Origin of the sequence: Pseudorhizobium marinum (assembly GCF_000705355.1) — a bacterium.
Classification (GTDB): Bacteria; Pseudomonadota; Alphaproteobacteria; order Rhizobiales; family Rhizobiaceae; genus Neorhizobium; species Neorhizobium pelagicum.
This window is the reverse complement of the sequence record NZ_JMQK01000009.1, coordinates 12,982-32,436: the sequence shown is the minus strand read 5'-3', so window position 1 is coordinate 32,436 and position 19,455 is coordinate 12,982. Positions and strand designations below refer to the sequence as shown.

The window sequence follows — 19,455 nt, the reverse complement described above, 5'->3', positions numbered from 1 at the left end:
CCGCAAGTCCCTTCTCCCCGTTCAACGGGGAGAAGGTGCCCGGCAGGGCGGATGAGGGGCTGCCTCTACAGCAGGTTCAGTTTGCCGGCTTGTACCAGCTGTCGAGACCCTTCTGGGTTTCCTCGGCAGCCTGTTCCGGTGTCATCGTGCCGTTGATGACATTGGCCGAGACGCGCCACATCTCCAGATCGAGGTTCGGATCGCCACGGCCGACGATGGCCGCGCTCGGGCGGATCGTCGTTTCGCAGTTCTGGCGCCAGGAGACGAATTCCTGGGCAAGCTCGTCCTGCATGACCACGGGGGTCGTGTTCAGGCTGAAGAAGCCGGGGGCGGAGTTGGCGTAGAGATCGGCAAACTCCGGCGAGGCGACCCAGGTCAGGAAGGTTTTGGCTGCTTCGGCATTCTCGCTCTTGGCGTTAAGGCCGATACCGATGTCGTTGTGGTCGGAAATGTAGCACTGGTCGCCCTCGGCCTTTACCGGCGGCGGGAAGGCACCCATTTCGAAATCGGCCTGGCTCTTGAACGGCGCAATCTCCCAGGAACCTGCCGGATAGATGGCGGCACGGCCCAGCGTGAAGAGGTTCTGGCTGTCCGGATAGGTCTGCGCCTCGAAGCCGTCGCCGAGGTAGTCCTTCCACTTGGCAAGCGTCGCATAGGGCTCGACCCACTGGGCGTCCGTCAGCTTCTCAGTGCCGGCGATCAGTGCCTTGCGGCCTTCCTCGCCCTTCCAGTAGTTCGGACCGATGTTGTAGTAGCCCATGGTCGCGGCTTCCCACTGGTCCTTGGTGCCCATGGCCAGCGGAATGTAGTTGCCGTCTTCCTTGAACTTCTCGAGGACTGCGAAGAACTCGTCTTCGGTCTTCGGCACCTCGACGCCGACTTCCTCGAAGGCGGCCTTGTTGTAGATGAAGCCGTGGATGACGGAGGCCATCGGTACGCAGAAGGTGGTCGAACCATCGTCGGTGGTCCAGGCGGACTTGGCGACGTCGGAGAAGTTCTCCATGCCCGACAGGTCGTTCAGCGGCGCCAGCTGGCCCTTCTCGAACATCGCGAGCGTCAGGTCGAACGGCCGGCAGGTGATCAGGTCCCCGGCGGTGCCGGCCTCGAGCTTGGCGTTAACGGCCGAGTTGTATTCGGTCGGCGCCATCGGGGCAAACGTCACCTTGATGTCGGGATGCTTGGCCTCGAAGGCCGGGATGATCTTCTCCTGCCAGATCGGCAGGTCGTCGTTGCGCCAGCTCTCGATCGTGAGCGTCGTCTCCTGCGCCCAGGCCATGCCAGCCGGAGCCAGCACGGTGGTGGCAAAGAGCATGCCTTTCAGTATGCGGGTCATGTCGTTCTCCCTCTTGTTCGCGCTTTCAGGCGCGTTTGTGGAACCCATGTTGTTCGTTGAACTCGGCAATGGCCGGCCTCAGAGCATCGCCGGAACGGGCAAGTGCTGCGCGTGCCGCATCGGCATCCGGCGCACCGGAGGCCAGCAGCACCGCCACCTTGACGGAGCCGGCAGCCGTTTCCAGCAGTCGCGTCGCTGCGGCGTCCTCGATGCCGGCAATCTCCGACACCATGCGGGCGGCGCGGGCGCGCAGCTTCTCGTTGTCTGGATGAAGATTGACCATATGGCCATCGTGCACGTGGCCGAGCTTTACGCCGGCAAGCGTCGACAGCATGTTGAACGCAATCTTCTGGGCCGTGCCGGCGCCCATGCGCGTCGAGCCGGCAATCACCTCCGGCGGCGTCTGCAGAAGGATCGACACGTCGGCATGCGCAAACAGCCTAGCCCCCGGATTGTTGGCGAGGGCGACGACCTTGGCACCGCGGCGGCGCGCTTCCTCTGCAATGGCCAAAGCCGAAGGCGTCGAGCCGCTGGCGGAGACGCAGATGACGCAATCGCCGGGCTCGACGATGGCCGCATCCTTGCGCGCCTGCTCGACATCGTCCTCGGGCGCGCCGGCCAGTTCGGTGAGGCTCGACACGCCGCCGGCGAGCAGGATGACGATCTGCTCCTTGGCGATGCCGTAGGTGCCGGGCAGTTCGAGGGCATCGGCCATGGCCATCAGTCCGGAACTGCCAGCACCGGCATAGACGAGCTTGCCGCCTGAGCGGATGGCCTGGGCGACAAGTTCTGCGCCTGCTTCAAGGTCGGGAATCGCCGCTTCGACGGCCGCGGCCGCAGCCTGCTGCCCCGATGCGAGAAGCGCCAGAATCTCACGAGGCGGCCGGGCATCAAGCCCTACCGCTTCCTCATGCCTGGCTTCGGTGGCAGTTCTGCTCATCCGTTTCTCCCTCTGGCAAAATGATGCCAAAAAAATACCAATTGTCCAGCCGCAAAATTAACATTTATGAAGAGCTCGCTAAGACCCATGCGGCCGAAGCAATTTCTACTATCTCGATCAACGACTTGCCTTCAAGAAGCAGCCGCGGCTCCTATTCGGTATTGGTAATTGGTATTTTTTTGGTATCCTGCCGCCGGAGGTCGATGATGACGGACTATTTTATCGGGATCGATGGCGGCGGCACGAGCTGCCGGGCAGCCGTTGCGGCAAGCGACGGGCGCATCCTCGGCCGTGGGCGCAGCGGCGCCTCCAATATCCTGACCGATCCCGACACTGCCCTGCGCCATATCGAGGAGGCGGCGCGGCTGGCGCTGGTGGAGGCCGGCCTTGCACCTGATCTCCTTTCGAAAAGCTCCGCGCTGCTCGGCGTTGCCGGCAACAATGTCGGCGATGCGGTCTCCTATGTCTCGGCGCGACTGCCCTTCCAGCAGGCGCAGATCGTCTCGGACGGGCTGATCGCCCTGCAGGGGGCGGTGGGCGACGCCGATGGCGCCATCGCGATCGTCGGTACCGGCACGATCTTCATCGCCCGCCACCATGGCAATCTTCACTATCTCGGCGGCTGGGGTTTCCAGGTCGGCGATCTCGGCGGCGGTGCACGTCTCGGCCATGCTGCCCTTCAGGAGAGCCTGCTGGCGCATGACGGGATCCGCCCGAAAAGCGCCCTCACCGCCTCGATCCTCGACGAGTTCGGCCACGATCCGACCAGGGTCGTTGATTTCGCGCGCGCCGCGCATCCGGGCGAATACGGCCGCTATGCGCCCCGCGTGGTTCAGTTTGCAGCCGACGGCGATCCGACGGCGCTGCGGCTGATGAGCGAGGCGGCAAAGCATGTCGACGATGCGCTGGATGCCATCGGGGACCTGACGGGCGGCGATGGCCGGCTCTGCCTGCTGGGCGGGCTGGCGCATGTGTACCCGGCCTATCTGGCGGATCGTCACCGCAACCGCCTTGCCGAACCGCTGGCAGACGCCTTGACCGGCGCCGTGGCCCTTGCCGTGCAGGCCTTTCAGCGGGAGGCCGTCGGCCCATGAGCGACGCGCTTGCCGCCATCCTGCCGCTCGCCAGCCTGCAGTCCGCAAGCGCGGGTCCGCTCTACCTGAAGCTCCGGCAGACGCTGGAAGAGGCGATCAGCTCCGGGCGACTTGGCCATGGCGCGGCGCTGCCAGCCGAGCGGGATCTTGCCGAATACGCCAGTGTCAGCCGCGTCACGGTCCGCAAGGCGGTGGACGATCTTGTCCGCGACGGGCTTTTGATGCGCCGCCAGGGCTCTGGCACCTTCGTCGTGAAGCCGGTCGCGCGCGTGCAGCAGCCGCTCTCGCAGCTCACCTCGTTCACCGAGGACATGGCGCGCCGCGGCCTCGTGACGCGGTCGGAATGGCTGGAGCGGGGCCTCTTCCAGCCCTCGCCGGAAGAGACGATGATGCTCGGCCTGACGGCCGGAACCATGGTGGCGCGGATCGGCCGGCTTCGCATCGCAAACGATCTGCCGCTGGCGATCGAACGGGCAAGCCTCTCGGCCGAATTCCTGCCGGACCCGGATGCGGTCACCTCTTCGCTCTATGCGCAACTGCAGAAGAAGGATGCCCGCCCGGTGCGGGCGATCCAGCGGATTTCCGCCTGCAACCTGAAGGACCCGGACGCCGGGCTGCTGGCCGTTCCGGTCGGCGCCGCAGGCCTTTCCATCGAACGCATCTCATACCTCGCCTCCGGGCGCGTGGTGGAGTTCACGCGGTCCCTTTACCGCGGCGATGCCTATGATTTCGTCGCCGAGCTCACGCTGGGAGAATAAGCAATGCAGACCCATATGCGCCAGGAGATCAACGAGATACCGGAGGCGGTGGCACGGCTGCTCGATCAGTCCGGTGCCGAACTGGCGGCTGCCGGGCGCGCCCTGCGGGAGCGCGATCCGGCCTTCCTCGTCACCATCGCCCGCGGCTCTTCGGACCATGCCGCAACCTTCATCAAATATGCCATCGAACTGACCACGGGCCGGCCTATCGCCTCGCTCGGCCCGTCGCTTGCCTCGATCTACCATGCACCAATGAAGCTTGCAGGGGGCGCCTCGATTGCCATCTCGCAGTCCGGCAAGAGCCCGGACATCGTCGCCATGGCGCAGGCAGCCACCGATGCCGGCGCGCTGAGCATCGCGCTCACCAACACGCTGCAATCGCCGATCGCCGATGCCTCCAGCCATGCGGTCGATATCCAAGCAGGCCCTGAACTCGCGGTGGCGGCGACGAAATCCTATTTCAACTCGATCGTCGCGGGCCTCGCCGTCCTGGCGGAATGGGTGGATGACGATGCGCTGCGGTCAGCGCTTCGTGATCTTCCCACCGTCTGCCGCAAGGCGGTGGCGCTGGAATGGAACGATCTTGCCGGCCAGCTCGGCGACGCGGAGTCCCTCTTCATGCTCGGCCGCGGGCCGGCGCTTGCAATCGCCAGCGAGGCGGCGCTGAAGTTCAAGGAAACCTCCAACATGCACGCGGAAGCCTATTCTTCGGCCGAGGTCCTGCATGGGCCTGTCGCGCTGGTGGACTATCGCTTTCCGGTGGTTGCCTTTGCGGCGCGAGACGCGGCGGAAGGCTCGGCCGTGGAGATCGCCGACGGCCTGGCCGACAAGGGCGCGCTTTCCTTCGTCACCTCCGCCAATGCCCGCAGGGCGAACGCGCTTCCCTTCGTGGCGACCGGCCATCCCCTCACCGACGCTCTCTGCCTCATCCTGCCGTTCTACGGCTTCGTGGAGGCCTGGTCGCGATCCCGCGGCTTCAACCCCGACGCCCCTGCGGCCCTCAAGAAGGTGACGGAGACGAAATGACCCTTTCGGCAATCCGCGGCGCGCGCATCTTCGACGGCGAGACCTGGCACGAGGACGCAGCGCTCGTCGTATCCGGTGGCCGGGTGGCATCCATCGTTGCGGAGGCGGAGATCCCCGCCGACGCCGAACTCGTCTCCTCCGGGGGCGGCATCCTCGTGCCGGGCTTCGTCGACCTGCAGGTCAACGGCGGCGGCGGCGTGATGCTGAACGACCAGCCGACCGTCGAGGGCTTGCGCACCATCTGCAGAGCCCAAGCCCGCTTCGGGACAACGGCCCTCTTGCCGACGCTGATCACCGACACGCCCGAAACGACGGCGGCCGTCATCGCCGCCGGGCGGCAGGCCGTTGCACAGAACATGCCTGGATTTGCCGGATTGCATCTGGAAGGCCCGCATCTTTCGCTGGCGCGCAAGGGCGCCCACGACCCGGCGCTGATCCGCCCGATGGACGCGGCGGACCTCGATCTCCTCCTGTCGTGCCGGGACGTCTTCCCGGCGATGATGATCACGGTGGCGCCGGAAAACGTCACGGAGGAGCAGGTCTCCCGGCTTGCCGCAGCCGGCTTCGTCCTCAGCCTCGGCCATACCGACGCCGGCTTCGACACCGTCGAGCGCTATGCGAAGGCCGGCGCCAGCACGGTGACCCATCTCTTCAACGCCATGAGCCCGCTTGGGCATCGGGAACCGGGGATGGTCGGGGCAGCGCTCGACAACGGGCATCTGCACGCCGGGCTGATTGCCGACGGCATCCACGTCCATCCGGCGGCCATGAGCTTGGCGCTGCGGGCAAAGCAGGGACCGGGCCGGATCTTTGTCGTCACCGACGCGATGTCGCCGATCGGTACCGACCTCACAAGCTTCACGCTCAACGGGCGCGAGATCCTGCGCCGCGACGGGCGGTTGACGCTTGCGGACGGCACGCTCGCCGGCGCCGATATCGACATGCTCGCCTCGGTCCATTTCCTGCACCGGACGCTGGCGCTGCCGCTGGAGGAAGCCCTTCGGATGGTCTCGGCCTATCCCGCCGAAGCGGCGCGCCTCGGTCAGCGCAAGGGTGCCCTGAAGCCGGGTTACGACGCCGATTTCGTGCTGCTGACCGACGATCTGCAGATGAAAGGCACCTGGATCGGCGGTGCCGTCGCGCATCGGGCCTAGCTAGGCAGCTGCTGCTGCAAAACGGAGCCTGACCACAAGACCGCGACCAGCCGGTCCGTCGAGCAGCACGAGGCTTGCCCCGTGGAGACGTGCGATCTCCTCGACGATCGGCAGCCCCAGCCCGGAGCCCGCGGCATCACTGCGGTCGCCGCGGTCAAAGCGCTTCAGCGCAGCATCGCGCTTCTCCGGCGGGATGCCGGGACCATTGTCCTCGACTTCGAGGACGACCGCATCTGCGTGTCGTGCCACCCGGACCGTGACCTCCGCACCGCGGCCGGCGTAACGCAGGCTGTTGGTGATCAGGTTCTTCAAAAGCTCGCCGATCAGGAGCGGTTCGGCCAGGACATGCACGGCATCCTGCCCCTCGAAACCGAGATCGATCCCCGCTTCGGCGGCGAGCGGCACATGGTCTGCCGTCAGCGACTGCGCGAGGGCGGAGAGATCCGTGTCCTGCAGCGACGCCGCACGGGTTGCCGCGTCGATCCTCGCCATCAGCAGCAGTTGCCCGAGGATGCGCTCGCCATCGGCGACGGCCGCATCCGCCTTTGCCAGGGCCTCTCTCGCGGCCTCCGGATCCGGGGCGCGGGAGGCGATCGCCAGCTGGGTGCGGACGATCGCAAGCGGCGTGCGAAGCTGGTGGCTGGCATTGCCGGTGAAATGGCGCAGTGCCTCGAGCGCCGATTCCAGCCGCACCATGAAGGAGTTGACCGTATCGACGAGCCCCTGCACCTCGCTTGGAACCCGCTCGACGATCGGATGGAGGTCGTCGGGACTGCGCTGGGCGATCGCCTCGCTGAAACGGTAGAGCGGCCGCAGCGACACGGTCACCGCCACCCAGACGATCACCGCCGCCCCGAGGATCATGAACAGCAGCCTGACCGCCGAGCGGATCAGGATCGTCTGCATCAGCTGCTGCCGGGCAATCGTCGTTTCCGCGACCGTCACGAGGAAGGGCACCGAATTGATCCCCGTCGAGGCCGAGCGTGCCAGCGCCGCGACGCGGATTGGTTCGCCGCGGAAGGTCGCGTTTCGGAAGGCAGCCTCCTGTCCTTCCGCGCGGGGAATGGACGGCAGGTTCTGGTAGCCGGTGATGAAGGTGCCGGGCGGCCCATCGACCCGGTAGAAGACCCGGTCCTGGGCGGCCGAGGTCAGCATCTCCAGGGCGACATAGGGAATATCGACCTCCAGATCGCCGTTTTCCGAGACGATCACGCGCTCGGCGATCGCCAGTGCCGAGCCCATCAGCACCCGGTCGGAAACCTCGTTTGCCGTCTTCTCCGCCTCCCGCCAGGTATCGGTGAGCGCCAGCATGCCGATGACGGCGGTGGACAGGAGCAGCCAGGCAAGCAGACGCCGGCGCAGCGAATAGGCCTGTACTGCGAGAGGCGTCGCCTGTGCGGTCATGGCGCGGGCGTGACCGTTTCGAGATAATAGCCGATCCCGCGGGCGGTCTTGACCGTCAACCCGTGCAGGCTGAGGCGGCGGCGCAGGCGGCTGACATATTGCTCGATGGCGTTTGCCGAAAGATCGTCGCCGAAGCCGGTCAGCGACTGGACGATGGCATCCTTGGAGACGACCTTGCCGGCGCGCAGGAACAGGAGTTCCAGCAGGGCCACTTCACGGGCCGGGATGTCGAGCGGTACGCCATCGCTGCTGAAGGTGCGCGACGCCAGGTCGAGGGTGACGCCGCCATGCTGGATGATGGAGCTGCGCAGGCCCGCCTGTCGCCGCAGCAGGACTCGGATGCGCGCCTCGAACTCGGCAATGTCGAAGGGCTTGATCATGTAGTCGTCGGCGCCGAGGTCGAGCCCCCTCACCCGCTCCTCGGGCGTGCCGCGGGCGGTGAGGATCATCACGGCTGCCCTGTTGTGGCGCGCGCGCATGGAGCGCAGCACGTCGAGCCCGTCCATCTCAGGAAGGTTGAGGTCGAGGATCACCAGGTCATAGGCTTCCGCCGCGGCGACGGCCTCCGCCGAGGCGCCGTCGGCCACGACATCGACGGCATAGCCGCTGCCGCGCAGGATCGTCGACAGACCTTCCGCCAGCGCCTGGTTATCCTCGACTAGAAGTATCCGCACGATTGCTCCCCACTGGTGCCATTCTACCGGGGAGCGGCGGCTCTGTCACGACGTGGCAGCACGCTCTACGAGGTGCGTCCGAGATAGTCCATCTTGCCGATCGGCACGCCCTTGTGCCGCAGCAGGGCATAGGCGGTTGTGACATGGAAGTAGAAGTTCGGAATGGCGAAGCCGAGGAGATAGTCGCGACCCGTGAAGGTTCTGGAACTGTCGCGGCTCTTCAGCACCACCTCGATCTCTTCCTTGCCATCCATGGCATCCGACGGCAGCGAACGCAGAAGAGCGACGGTCCTGTCGATGCGCGCGTGCAGATCCGCAAAGGTCGTCTCATTGTCCTCCATCGGCACGTTGTCGATGCCGCCGAGGCGGACGGCGACGAATTTTGCCGTGTCGCTGGCGCGCTGGATCTGCCCCGTCAGCGGCGCCATGTCGGGAAACAGGCGGGCCTCGAGCAGCTCGGAATGGGAGATCGCGTTCTCATCGGCGAAGGCCTCGCCCTTCTTGAGGATTTCCGAGAGGTTCTGGAAGGCGCGGAGGAAGACGGGAATGCTGACGTCGTAGAGCGAAAGCGACATGGCGAGGTCCTTGTTGAAAAAGGCAGCGAGGCTGCGGGACCGCTGACAGGTAAGTTGGGCGGCGGCGAAAACAAGCGCCCTGCCTCCCCCTTCTTGTCTCGGACATCGGCCTGGTGCATGGTCGCGCCATGCCGCTGCTGCTCTTCATCATCGCCCTCGTGGGATTACTGGACGCACGTCCGGCGCAGGCGGCAGTGACCGTCTATCCGGCCTTGTCCGGTCGCGGTGATGCGCCCGTTCTCGTCGTCTATTCCTCGCTCGACGAGCCACTGGCCAAGCCGATGATTGCCGGCTTCCAGTCCGCCAACAGGGATGTCGCGGTGCATTACGAGGAAATGCTGACGGGCGAAATCTACGATCGTATCGTGCGGGAGACCGATGCCGGCAAGAAGAGCGCCGACTTCGCCTTCTCGTCGGCGATGGACCTTCAGGTGAAGCTCGCCAACGATGGCTATGCGCAGCGCAGCGCGCTGCCGATGAGCGACCGCTGGCCCGTCTGGGCCAACTGGCGCAACACGGCCTATGCGCTGACCTTCGAACCGGCCGTCTTCGTCTATCACAAGCCGAGTTTCGTGGACGAGGCACCGCCGTCGACCCGGGCGGAATTCGTCGATTTCCTCAACCGCCGGGGAGATTCCATCTACGGCCAGATCGGCACCTACGACATCGAACGGTCCGGCGTGGGCTTTCTCTTCATGTCGCGCGACCAGGAGCAGTTCGGCGACATCTGGTCGGTGATACGCACCATGGGCGCGGCCGGCGTCAAGCTCTACTCCACCAGCCAGGCAATCCTGGAGCGGGTGGCCGACGGGCGTTTCGTCCTCGGCTACAACATCCTCGGCTCCTATGCCGCCGACTGGGCCTCGCGCCATCCCGACGTCGGCATCGTGCTGCCGAAGGATTACACGGTGGTGATGTCGCGCATCGGCCTCGTGCCGCAGGCGGCGTCTTCGCCGGAACTGGGGCGCCGCTACCTGGAGTTCTTCATGTCGAAGGAAGGCCAGACGATCATGGCGCGCGAGCTGCAGATCCCGGCGGTCAGCCCGGAGGTCTCCGGCAACAATACCGCGACCACGATGCGCGAGATGCTCGGAGGGCAGCTGAAGCCGGTTCCGGTGAGCCTCGGCCTGATGGTCTATCTCGACCAGGTGAAGCGGGCGCGGCTGATTTCGCGCTGGAACGAGGTCCTGCGTCTGCAGTAACGCCTGCCCGGTCGGTCTCCGCGGGCGAAACGGACAGCTGATGTCAGGTAGATGTCAGCTAGATGTGATGGCTTAGGCTATTCGGCGTCCGTGGAGGCGGTGCGTCGATGCGATGGGGGGAAGGCCGCGCCATGATCAGGCGACGGAGAGACATCCCTTCGCATAATCAAAACTTTTGCGCCGCTACGGCGCCTACGGAGGATACACCCTTGAAACAGTTCTTTCTCGCATCGATTGTTGCGGGCGCGCTCGCGCTGCCGGCTTATGCCGCCGACTACACCATCATGGCACCGGCAGCCCCCGGCGGCGGCTGGGACCAGACGGCCCGCTCGCTGCAGGCCGCCCTGCAGGAGGAAGGCATCTCCGGCAATGTCCAGGTCGTCAACGTTCCGGGCGCCGGCGGCACCATCGGCATCGCCCAGTTCGCCAGCCAGCAGAAGGGCAATCCGAACGCACTCATCGTCGGCGGCTACGTCATGGTCGGCGCGATCCTGACGAACCAGGCGCCTGTCACCCTGGCGGACGTAACGCCGATCGCCCGCCTCACCGGCGAATACGAGGCGATCGTCGTTCCGGCATCGTCCGAGATCCAGTCCATCGACCAGCTCGTCGAAGCGCTGAAGGCTGATCCGGGCGCCGTATCGTGGGCTGGCGGCTCTGCCGGCGGCACCGACCATATCGCTGTCGGCCTGCTGGCCAAGGCTGCCGGTGTCGATCCGACGAAGATCAACTACATCGCCTATTCCGGCGGCGGCGAAGCCCTTGCGGCCATCCTCGGCAGCCAGGTCACGGCCGGCATTTCCAGCTATGGCGAATTCCAGTCGCAGGTCGAGTCTGGCGCGCTTCGCCTGCTGGCGATCTCCAGCGACGAGCGCATCGAAGGCGTCGACGCGCCGACGCTGAAGGAATCCGGCTACGACGTGGTGCTGCAGAACTGGCGCATGGTTGCTGCCCCTCCCGGCCTCACGGACGAGCAGAAGGCCGCCGTTCTTGCCGACGTCGAGAAGCTTGCAACGTCCGCAACCTGGCAGGAAACGCTGAAGACCAAGGGCTGGGCCGATACCTATCTCGCAGGCGACGCCTTCGAGGAGCAGCTCGCCAAGGACATCAGCGCGACGGAAACGATCCTGAAGGACATCGGGCTGGTCAAATGAGCTTGGACCATCCTGAAACATCCACCGAAAAGCGTCGCCCTGATTGGGCGGCGTTTGCCATTGCCGCGGTCCTTGCGGTGATTGCAGCCGTCATCTTCTTCGACGTCGCGCGCGTCAAAGGCACGGCGGGCTATTCGCAGGTCGGGCCGGCAACGGTTCCCGAGTGGATCGCCTTCGGCCTGATCGGCCTCGCCATCTGGACGGCGATCGAAGGCTTCCGCGGCGATTTTCCCAAGCGCGACCGCCAGGAATTCGGGCCTGTGGTCTGGGTCGTCGCCGGACTTGCAGCGCAGATGCTGCTCCTGAAGACCGCCGGCTTCTCCATTGCCACCGGCATCCTCTTTGCCCTCGTTGCGGCAGGCTTCGGGCGCCGCAAGCTCTGGCTCACGGTGCCCGTGGGCATCGCCTTCTGTCTCGCCATCTGGCTGATCTTTGCCGGACTTCTCCAGCTTTCCCTTCCGGCGGGACCCCTGGAACGCCTGTTCCTATGATCGTCGACGCCACGAAAGTCCGCTATGAGCACGTTTGAATTCCTTCTCCAGGGACTGGTCTCTGCATCGCAGCCGATGAACCTGGTCTATGCGCTGATCGGGGTGACGCTCGGTACAGCCGTTGGCGTTCTGCCCGGCATCGGCCCGGCGCTGACGGTGGCCCTGCTTCTGCCGGTCACCTATCGCCTCGACCCGACCGGCTCGCTGATCATGTTCGCCGGCATCTACTACGGCGGCATGTACGGCGGCTCGACGACCTCGATCCTGCTCAACACGCCGGGCGAAAGCGCCTCGATCGTGACCGCACTGGAGGGCAACAAGATGGCCCGCGCCGGCCGCGGCGGGCCGGCGCTGGCGACATCGGCCATCGGCTCCTTCGTGGCAGGCCTCATCGCCACCCTGCTGCTGGCCTTCCTCGCCCCCTATGTGGTGCAGTTCGCCATCCAGTTCGGCCCGCGCGAATATTTCGCGCTGATGTTGCTGGCCTTCGTGACGGTCTCCTCGGCATTCGGGGATTCGACGCTGCGGGGGCTGACGGCCCTGTTCGTCGGCCTTGCCTTTTCCGTCGTCGGCATCGACCAGCTGACCGGTCAGGCGCGGCTTTCCTTCGGGATTCCCGACCTGCTCGACGGCATCGAGGTGACGACCATGGCCGTTGCCATGTTCGCGATCGGCGAAACGCTGTTCATCGCGGCGCAGGGCTTTCGCGGTCCGGAGATCGTCCAGGCGGTCAAGGGGTCGGTGTGGATGAACCGTGAGGACTGGGCCCGTTCCTGGAAGCCCTGGCTGCGCGGCACCTTCATCGGGTTCCCGATCGGCGCCATGCCGGCCGGCGGCGCCGAAATCGGCACCTTCCTCTCCTATGCGACGGAGCAACGGCTGACCAAACACCCGGAAGAATTCGGCCATGGCGCCATCGAAGGCGTCGCCGGCCCGGAAGCAGCCAACAACGCGTCGGCCGCGGGTACACTCGTTCCGCTCCTGACGCTCGGCCTGCCGACGACGGCGACGGCAGCAATCATGCTGGCCGGCTTCCAGCAGTACGGCCTGCAGCCGGGACCCTTGCTGTTTGCCACCAACCCGCAGCTGGTCTGGGGCCTGATCGCCTCGCTTCTGATCGCCAACGGCATGCTGCTGATCCTGAACCTGCCGCTGATCGGCCTCTGGGTGAAGCTCCTGACGATCCCGAAGCCCTGGCTCTATTCCGGCATTCTGGTGTTCGCGACGCTCGGCACCATCGGCGCCAATCCGTCGGTCTTCGAGCTTGGCATGCTGCTGGCCTTCGGCCTGCTCGGCTATGTCATGCGGGTGTTCGGCTATCCGATCGCCCCGGTCGTCGTCGGGCTGATCCTCGGGCCGCTCGCCGAACAGCAGCTTCGTCGCGCGCTGGCCATCAGCCAGGGTGACGTCACCTATCTCTTCACATCGCCGATCGCCGTCGTGCTCTTCGTCGTTGCGGCGCTTGCCTTCATCGTGCCGCTGATCCTGCGCGCCCGCGGCCGTGGCGAGGTCCTGTCACAGATGGCAGCGAACGAAGACTGAGATAGTCCTCCCAGGACGGAAAGGGGGCGCGGCTTCGGCTGCGCTCCCTTTTTTTATTGGTCGGAAATGTCAGGGCCCGAACACGGACCAGCCGGTGCGATGCGCCAGCATCTCCAGCGCCAGCGAGCCGAGCAGCGAATTGCCATTGTGGTTGAGACCCGGGGACCAGACGGCCACGGAGGCCTTGCCGGGCGCCACCGCCAGGATGCCGCCGCCGACACCGCTCTTGCCCGGCAGACCGACGCGATAGGCGAAATCCCCCGAGCCGTCGTAGTGGCCGCAGGTCAGCATCAGCGCGTTGATGCGCCGCGCCCGCTCGCGCGATACCACCGTGTGGCCGGTCAGCGGGTTGCGACCGGCCGCAGCGAGGAAGAGACCGGCATGGGCCAGCTGCGTGCAGGTCATCGCCAGCGCACAGTGGTGGAAATAGACGCCGACCACATGGTCCACCGGATGATCGAGCCTGCCGAAGCTGCGCATGAAATTGGCGAGCGCGATGTTGCGGTAGCCGGTGGCGAGCTCGGATTTGGCGACGGCCGGATCGATCGCGATCTGTTCGTCATTGGCGAGATACTGAACGAAGCGGACGATCTCGCCGATCGCTTCGCGGGGCGTATGGCCAGCCAGCACGAGGTCGCTGATGGCGATGGCACCGGCGTTGATGAAGGGGTTGCGCGGCTTGCCCTCCTCGTTCTCCAGCTGGACGATGGAGTTGAAGGAGGAGCCCGACGGCTCGCGACCGACGCGTCTCCAGACGTTTTCGCCATGTTTTCCGAGCGCCAGCGTCAGCGTGAACACCTTGGACACGCTCTGGATGGAGAAGGCCTCGTCGCAATCCCCCGCCTTGTACACGGACCCGTCGACATCGACGACCGCGAGGCCGAGCTTTCTCGGATCGACGTGCGCCAGCTGCGGGATGTAGTCGGCAACCCTGCCCTCGCCCAGCCGGGGGACGAGCACTTCGTAAATCTCGTCGACGATGCCCTGCAGATCCGCCATTCCAGCTCCCTCGGCAACCGGCGCGGCAGACCGTGCCAGGTCCCGCATCCCATCATTTCCCTCAGCACAACTACGAAGCGCCCCCGCAATTGTCAAAGGGCGCAGTCCCTGGAACTGTTCGCGGTCCCACTGGTTTCTCTCACGAGAGGGTGCGCGCGGCGCGCTCGTCCCACGGCCAATCCAAAATCTAGGAGCGAACACGATGGACAAGAAGAACATGTCTCAGGGCGGCACCGGCATGCCCTCCGGCACCGATGACCGCGTCCTGACCAACCGCCAGGGCCATCCGGTCAGCAACAACCAGTCGCAGCGCACCGTCGGGCCACGCGGACCGGCGACGCTGGAGAACTACCAGTTCCTGGAGAAGATCACCCATTTCGACCGCGAGCGCATTCCCGAGCGCGTCGTGCACGCCCGCGGCTTCGTCTGTTACGGCGAGCTGGAGGTGACCGGCAAGATCGGCGACGAGCCGGCATCCACCTACACCCGCGCCAAGGTCTTCCAGCAGGCGGGCAAGAAGACACCGCTCGCGATCCGCTTCTCGACCGTCATCGGCGGCCGTGATTCGTCGGAAACCGCCCGGGACCCGCGCGGCTTCGCCGTGAAGTTCTATACCGAGGACGGCAACTGGGATCTCGTCGGCAACAATCTCGCGGTCTTCTTCATCCGTGACGCCATCAAGTTCCCCGACGTCATCCACTCGCTGAAGCCGGATCCGGTCACCTTCCGCCAGGAGCCGAACCGCATCTTCGACTTCATGAGCCAGACGCCCGAATCCATGCACATGCTGACGCATCTGTTTTCGCCACGCGGCATTCCCGCCAGCTACCGGCACATGGAAGGCTTCGGCGTCAACACCTACAAGATGGTCAACGAGAAGGGCGACACCTTCCTGGTGAAGTATCACTTCCACCCGCGCGCCGGGCTCGCCAGCCTGACGGCCGAGGAAGCCTCCAAGGTGCAGGGCCAGGACTTCGGCTCGGCCTCCAAGGACCTCTTCACCTCCATCGAGCGCGGCGAATATCCGCAGTGGGACATGTTCGTGCAGATCATGGAGGATCACGATCATCCGGAGCTCGAGTGGGATCCGCTCGACGACACGAAGATCTGGCCGGAGAAGGACTTCCCGCTGCGCCACGTCGGGACCATGACGCTGAACCGCAACGTGGAGGATTTCTTCAACGAGAACGAGCAGATCGCCATGGGCACGGGCGTCCTGGTCGACGGCCTCGACTTCTCCGACGACAAGATGCTGGTCGGCCGGACGTTCTCCTATTCCGACACGCAGCGCTACCGCGTCGGCACCAACTACCTGCAGCTGCCGGTCAACCAGCCGAAGAGCGCCAAGGTCTCGACCAATCTGTCGGGCGGCCAGATGAGCTACCAGCGCGATCTCGCGCCGGGGCAGAACCCGCATGTGAACTACGAGCCGTCGATCCACGACGGCCTCAAGGAGAGCCCGGTCGAGCAGCCGAACAATCCGCCGGAGATCCAGGGGCAGCTGACCCGCAGCGTCATCGAGCGCCGCAACGACTATGTCCAGGCGCGCGGCCGCTTCTGCACGATGATGGACTGGGAACGCGACGACCTGATCTTCAACATGGGCGATCTGCTCGGCCAGTGCGAGCGGGACGTGCAGGAACGGATGGTCTGGCACTTCTTCCTGGTGCACGACGACTACGGCAAGCGTGTCGGCGAGAAGCTCGGCATTTCCGCTGCCGACGTAACGAAGCTCGGTCCGTTGCCTAAGCAAGTGCTGACGGAAGAAGACCGGCGCCGCCTGCAGAGCCTCGGCAGCAATGGCGACACGATCGATCCTTCCGTCTGGGGCCAGTGGACGAGTTCGGTCAAGAACCACAAGGCGAGTGCCGAGGAAGTCCTGATGGGCAAGCTGCCCCGTGAAAACGCGGCGCAGAGCCAGGCGGCCGAGTGACATCCCACGGGCCGGCCTCCCCTGGAGGCCGGCCTTTCTCTTTTAGAAGGAGGACCCCATGGCTGAGGAACGCTTTCCGGCGGGGAACCGCGAGAATACCGATGCCGTCCCGCCCGGCACCCCCAATGCCGGGGAAAACATCTGTCGCCGCTGCGGCGGGACGGGCGAGATCGACGGAACGGATTGCCCGGATTGCAGCGGCACGGGAAAGGTCCTGACGCCCGTTGGCGGCGCCGGTTGACAAACCATCTGCCATCGCACCGCCGCGCGTGATAGGACGCGCGCGACGAGAGGCAAGTGCATGCGCGGGAAGAATGTTGCAATCATTGGCGGCGGGCCTGCCGGGCTGATGGCAGCCGAGGTGCTTGGCGCCGCCGGCTGCGCCGTGACGGTATACGAGGCGATGCCGACGCTCGGCCGCAAGTTCCTGCTTGCCGGCAAGTCCGGTCTCAACATCACCCATTCCGAAGTTTTCGAGGCCTTCCGCACCCGTTTCTTCGCGTCGTCGGAACGGCTGGGAACGGCGCTTGATGCCTTCACGCCGGACGACATCCGCGCATGGGCCTCCGAGCTCGGGACCGAGACCTTCGTGGGCTCCTCCGGCCGCGTCTTTCCGACCGCCATGAAGGCTTCGCCGTTGTTGCGCGCCTGGCTTGCCCGGCTCGAGGCCATGGGAGTCCGGCTCCTGAAACGCCACCGCTGGATGGGCTTCGAGGCTGACGGCCTTGCCCTCGAGACGCCGGAGGGTCGGATCATCATCCGTCCGGATGCGACGCTGCTGGCGCTGGGCGGCGCCAGCTGGCCGCGGCTCGGCTCCGACGCCGCCTGGGTGCCGTGGCTCCACGACAAGGGCATCCAGATCAACCCGTTCAAGCCCTCCAACTGCGGCTTCGACGTCGCCTGGAGCGACAGCTTTCGCGAGCGCTTTGCGGGCGCGCCGCTGAAATCGGTCGTCACCCATTCGCCGGCCGGCACCTTGCAGGGTGAGTTCGTCATCTCGCGGCATGGGATCGAGGGAAGCCTCGTCTATGCCCATTCGGCGGCGCTGCGGGACCAGATCGACAACGACGGGCAGGCCGTGCTTTCGGTGGACCTCACGCCCGGCCGCAGCGAGGAGCGGCTTGTGCTGGACCTCACCCGCCAGGGCGGCAAGACCAGCTTCTCCAACCGGCTCCGCAAGGGGGGCGGGCTTGAGGGCGTGAAGGCGGCACTGCTGCGGGAACTGCTGCCGGAATCCCCGCGCGCGACGCCGGAGACGCTGGCGAAGGCGATCAAGTCCCTGCCGATCCCGCTCCTGCGGCCGCGGCCGATTGCGGAGGCGATCTCGTCCGCGGGCGGCATTGCGTGGCCGGAGATCGACGCGCGGTTCATGCTGGCGCGCATGCCCGGCCTGTTCGTCGCCGGCGAGATGATCGACTGGGAGGCGCCGACCGGCGGCTATCTGCTCACCGCCTGCCTTGCGACCGGACGGGCTGCGGGCAAGGGCATGACAGACTGGCTTTCCGAGGCCTGATTGCGCCGCGACAAGACGTCATACCTTGGAATGGCTTTCAAACCGGCATGATCCCTGTCTAGAGTAGCTCGGGCGGCAAATCGAAGTCTGTTTTGCCGCACCGGGGGACCGACGACGCATGACCCTTGCCAGACGACGACACCTCGTCCGCACGAGGCGCACCGTGACGGGGCTTGTCCTGGTCGCGGCCATTTCCTTCGTGGCCGGCATGACGGACGCGGTGGGATTGCTGCTCTCCGGCGACTTCGTGTCGTTCATGACCGGCAACACGACGCGGGCGGCGCTTTTCTTTGCGGAAGGCGACTACGGCCACGCGCTGATCCTGTTTCTCGCGCTCTGGGTCTTCGTCATCGGCAATGCGCTGGGCATCATCCTGGCCTATACGCTGTCCAGCCGCAGGACATTCGTGGTTCTGACCGGTGTCGCCCTGACCATCGCCCTGGCAGCGCTGGTGCCGGATGAGGGCTATCCCCGCGTGCAGTTCTACCTCATCATTCTGGCCATGGGGATGATCAACGCCACCGTCGAGCACATCGAGGGTCTGCCGATCGGCCTCACCTATATCACCGGCGCCCTGTCCCGCTTCGGCCGCGGCATCGGCCGGTGGTTCATGGGCGACCGCAATCCGACCGGCTGGGTGATCCAGACGGTGCCCTGGACCGGCATGGCCTGCGGGGCCGTAACCGGCGCCTTCCTCACCAATGCGCTCGGCAAGGATGCGCTCTGGGTGGTGGCGCTGTCGATCGTCGCCGTCGCGATTGCCACGGTCTTCCTGCCGCGTCCCCTGCATCTGCATTTCCAGCAGCGGATCGATACCGGCGCGCCCCGGCGACGTTGACAGGCGCCGCCGATTGTTGCGACAGGTTGCGGCATGTTCCTTCTTTCAAAGATCTTCTGGCTGGCGGTGCAGCCGCTCTCGCTCGCCTTCCTGCTCTCTGCCCTCGGAGCGCTCGTCGCCTTCGCCGGCTGGCGCCGAATCGGCGCGACTCTGTCCGGTCTCGCGGCGGCTCTGCTCTTCGTCGTCCTCTACACGACGGCGGGCGGCGTGGCCCTGCAGGTGCTCGAAGCGCGGTTCGCCAGGCCTGCCGAGGAGCCGGCCCGGATCTCCTGCATCATCGTGCTCGGCGGCGCGCTGGAGAACGAGGTGACGACGAGCCGCGGCGGCATCGAGCTCAACCAGGCGGGCGAGCGGTTTCTGGAAACGCTGCGCCTGGCGATCCGGCATCCGGATGCTCGCATCGTCGTCTCCGGCGGCGATGGCTCTATGACCGGCGACTACGAAGGCGAGGCGGCGGCATCGGAACGGCTGTTCACCGCCTTCGGGGTCTCGCCGGAGCGCCTGGTGAAGGAGAACACCTCGCGCACGACTTATGAGAACTCGCTCCAGACGAAGGATGTGCTGGCGCGCGAAGGCCTCACCGACTGCGTTCTCGTCACCTCCGCCTTTCACATGCCGCGTTCGATGGCGCTGTTCCGCAAGGCCGGCATCCCGGTCACCCCGTGGCCGGTCGATTACCGGACGAGCGGCATCCTCAGCCTCGGTGTCGACTTCAGCCAGCCGACGTCCAACGCACAGATCACCTCGACGGCGGTGCGCGAATGGATCGGCCTCGTCGCCTATTATCTCACCGGCCGGATCGACGCCGTCTTCCCGGCCGAGTAA

The 19,455-nt window shown here is 65.8% G+C and carries 19 protein-coding genes; 13 read left to right on the top strand and 6 right to left on the bottom strand.

Annotation, left to right across the window (positions count from 1 at the left end; genetic code table 11):
- Nucleotides 1-76: 76 nt before the first annotated feature.
- A complete protein-coding gene (locus tag EO99_RS0112505; RefSeq protein ID WP_029618981.1) occupies nucleotides 77-1,333 on the bottom strand; it encodes an ABC transporter substrate-binding protein in 1,257 nt (418 codons plus the stop codon).
- 25 nt (nucleotides 1,334-1,358) lie between these two features.
- Nucleotides 1,359-2,273, bottom strand: coding sequence for an N-acetylmuramic acid 6-phosphate etherase (locus EO99_RS0112500; protein ID WP_029618980.1), 915 nt, complete (start codon nucleotides 2,271-2,273; stop codon nucleotides 1,359-1,361).
- 206 nt (nucleotides 2,274-2,479) lie between these two features.
- On the opposite strand from EO99_RS0112500, the gene EO99_RS0112495 reads away from it, so the two are divergent.
- The 4 genes from EO99_RS0112495 to nagA are packed head-to-tail and all read left to right on the top strand — an operon-like array spanning nucleotide 2,480 to nucleotide 6,305.
- Nucleotides 2,480-3,367, top strand: coding sequence for an N-acetylglucosamine kinase (locus EO99_RS0112495; RefSeq protein ID WP_029618979.1), 888 nt, complete (start codon nucleotides 2,480-2,482; stop codon nucleotides 3,365-3,367).
- Nucleotides 3,364-4,125 (top strand): GntR family transcriptional regulator, encoded by a 762-nt coding sequence (locus EO99_RS0112490; protein WP_029618978.1) that lies wholly within the window; start codon nucleotides 3,364-3,366, stop codon nucleotides 4,123-4,125. Before EO99_RS0112495 ends, EO99_RS0112490 begins: the two co-directional genes overlap by 4 nt.
- Nucleotides 4,126-4,128: 3 nt before the next feature.
- Entirely contained in the window at nucleotides 4,129-5,151 is a 1,023-nt protein-coding gene (locus EO99_RS0112485; RefSeq protein WP_029618977.1) for an SIS domain-containing protein, read from the top strand.
- Complete coding sequence (gene nagA, locus EO99_RS0112480; RefSeq protein ID WP_029618976.1) at nucleotides 5,148-6,305, top strand: N-acetylglucosamine-6-phosphate deacetylase; 1,158 nt, start codon at nucleotides 5,148-5,150, stop codon at nucleotides 6,303-6,305. The genes EO99_RS0112485 and nagA overlap by 4 nt, the downstream gene beginning before the upstream one ends.
- Here nagA and EO99_RS0112475 read toward each other — a convergent pair whose 3' ends face one another.
- The 3 genes from EO99_RS0112475 to EO99_RS0112465 all read right to left on the bottom strand — a co-directional run bounded on the left by EO99_RS0112475 (nucleotide 6,306) and on the right by EO99_RS0112465 (nucleotide 8,958).
- The gene (locus EO99_RS0112475) at nucleotides 6,306-7,709 is read right to left on the bottom strand and encodes a sensor histidine kinase (protein WP_029618975.1); all 1,404 of its coding nucleotides are present in this window, start codon (nucleotides 7,707-7,709) and stop codon (nucleotides 6,306-6,308) included.
- Complete coding sequence (locus EO99_RS0112470; protein WP_029618974.1) at nucleotides 7,706-8,383, bottom strand: response regulator; 678 nt, start codon at nucleotides 8,381-8,383, stop codon at nucleotides 7,706-7,708. The genes EO99_RS0112475 and EO99_RS0112470 overlap by 4 nt, the downstream gene beginning before the upstream one ends.
- A gap of 65 nt (nucleotides 8,384-8,448) precedes the next feature.
- Nucleotides 8,449-8,958 carry a DUF1993 domain-containing protein gene (locus tag EO99_RS0112465; RefSeq protein WP_029618973.1) on the bottom strand — a complete coding sequence of 170 codons (510 nt, stop codon included), beginning with the start codon at nucleotides 8,956-8,958 and terminating at the stop codon, nucleotides 8,449-8,451.
- Between the two features lie 128 nt (nucleotides 8,959-9,086).
- On the opposite strand from EO99_RS0112465, the gene EO99_RS0112460 reads away from it, so the two are divergent.
- The 4 genes from EO99_RS0112460 to EO99_RS0112445 all read left to right on the top strand — a co-directional run bounded on the left by EO99_RS0112460 (nucleotide 9,087) and on the right by EO99_RS0112445 (nucleotide 13,347).
- On the top strand, nucleotides 9,087-10,160 hold the full coding sequence (locus EO99_RS0112460) for an ABC transporter substrate-binding protein (RefSeq protein ID WP_029618972.1): 1,074 nt from the start codon (nucleotides 9,087-9,089) through the stop codon (nucleotides 10,158-10,160).
- A 209-nt stretch (nucleotides 10,161-10,369) separates the two neighbouring features.
- Nucleotides 10,370-11,314, top strand: coding sequence for a Bug family tripartite tricarboxylate transporter substrate binding protein (locus EO99_RS0112455; protein ID WP_029618971.1), 945 nt, complete (start codon nucleotides 10,370-10,372; stop codon nucleotides 11,312-11,314).
- The gene (locus tag EO99_RS0112450) at nucleotides 11,311-11,805 is read left to right on the top strand and encodes a tripartite tricarboxylate transporter TctB family protein (protein WP_029618970.1); all 495 of its coding nucleotides are present in this window, start codon (nucleotides 11,311-11,313) and stop codon (nucleotides 11,803-11,805) included. Before EO99_RS0112455 ends, EO99_RS0112450 begins: the two co-directional genes overlap by 4 nt.
- Before the next feature lie 24 nt (nucleotides 11,806-11,829).
- The gene (locus EO99_RS0112445) at nucleotides 11,830-13,347 is read left to right on the top strand and encodes a tripartite tricarboxylate transporter permease (RefSeq protein ID WP_029618969.1); all 1,518 of its coding nucleotides are present in this window, start codon (nucleotides 11,830-11,832) and stop codon (nucleotides 13,345-13,347) included.
- Between the two features lie 69 nt (nucleotides 13,348-13,416).
- Here EO99_RS0112445 and EO99_RS0112440 read toward each other — a convergent pair whose 3' ends face one another.
- Complete coding sequence (locus EO99_RS0112440; RefSeq protein ID WP_029618968.1) at nucleotides 13,417-14,346, bottom strand: glutaminase; 930 nt, start codon at nucleotides 14,344-14,346, stop codon at nucleotides 13,417-13,419.
- Between the two features lie 202 nt (nucleotides 14,347-14,548).
- On the opposite strand from EO99_RS0112440, the gene EO99_RS0112435 reads away from it, so the two are divergent.
- The 5 genes from EO99_RS0112435 (at nucleotide 14,549) to EO99_RS0112415 (ending at nucleotide 19,455) form a co-directional block, all read left to right on the top strand.
- The gene (locus EO99_RS0112435) at nucleotides 14,549-16,279 is read left to right on the top strand and encodes a catalase (RefSeq protein ID WP_328286600.1); all 1,731 of its coding nucleotides are present in this window, start codon (nucleotides 14,549-14,551) and stop codon (nucleotides 16,277-16,279) included.
- A gap of 58 nt (nucleotides 16,280-16,337) precedes the next feature.
- Nucleotides 16,338-16,520 (top strand): hypothetical protein, encoded by a 183-nt coding sequence (locus EO99_RS0112430; protein ID WP_029618966.1) that lies wholly within the window; start codon nucleotides 16,338-16,340, stop codon nucleotides 16,518-16,520.
- A gap of 60 nt (nucleotides 16,521-16,580) precedes the next feature.
- Nucleotides 16,581-17,792 carry a TIGR03862 family flavoprotein gene (locus tag EO99_RS0112425; RefSeq protein ID WP_029618965.1) on the top strand — a complete coding sequence of 404 codons (1,212 nt, stop codon included), beginning with the start codon at nucleotides 16,581-16,583 and terminating at the stop codon, nucleotides 17,790-17,792.
- A 118-nt stretch (nucleotides 17,793-17,910) separates the two neighbouring features.
- The gene (locus EO99_RS0112420) at nucleotides 17,911-18,630 is read left to right on the top strand and encodes a YoaK family protein (RefSeq protein ID WP_029618964.1); all 720 of its coding nucleotides are present in this window, start codon (nucleotides 17,911-17,913) and stop codon (nucleotides 18,628-18,630) included.
- Between the two features lie 33 nt (nucleotides 18,631-18,663).
- Nucleotides 18,664-19,455: a YdcF family protein gene (locus tag EO99_RS0112415; protein ID WP_029618963.1), complete on the top strand. Its 792-nt coding sequence runs from the start codon at nucleotides 18,664-18,666 to the stop codon at nucleotides 19,453-19,455.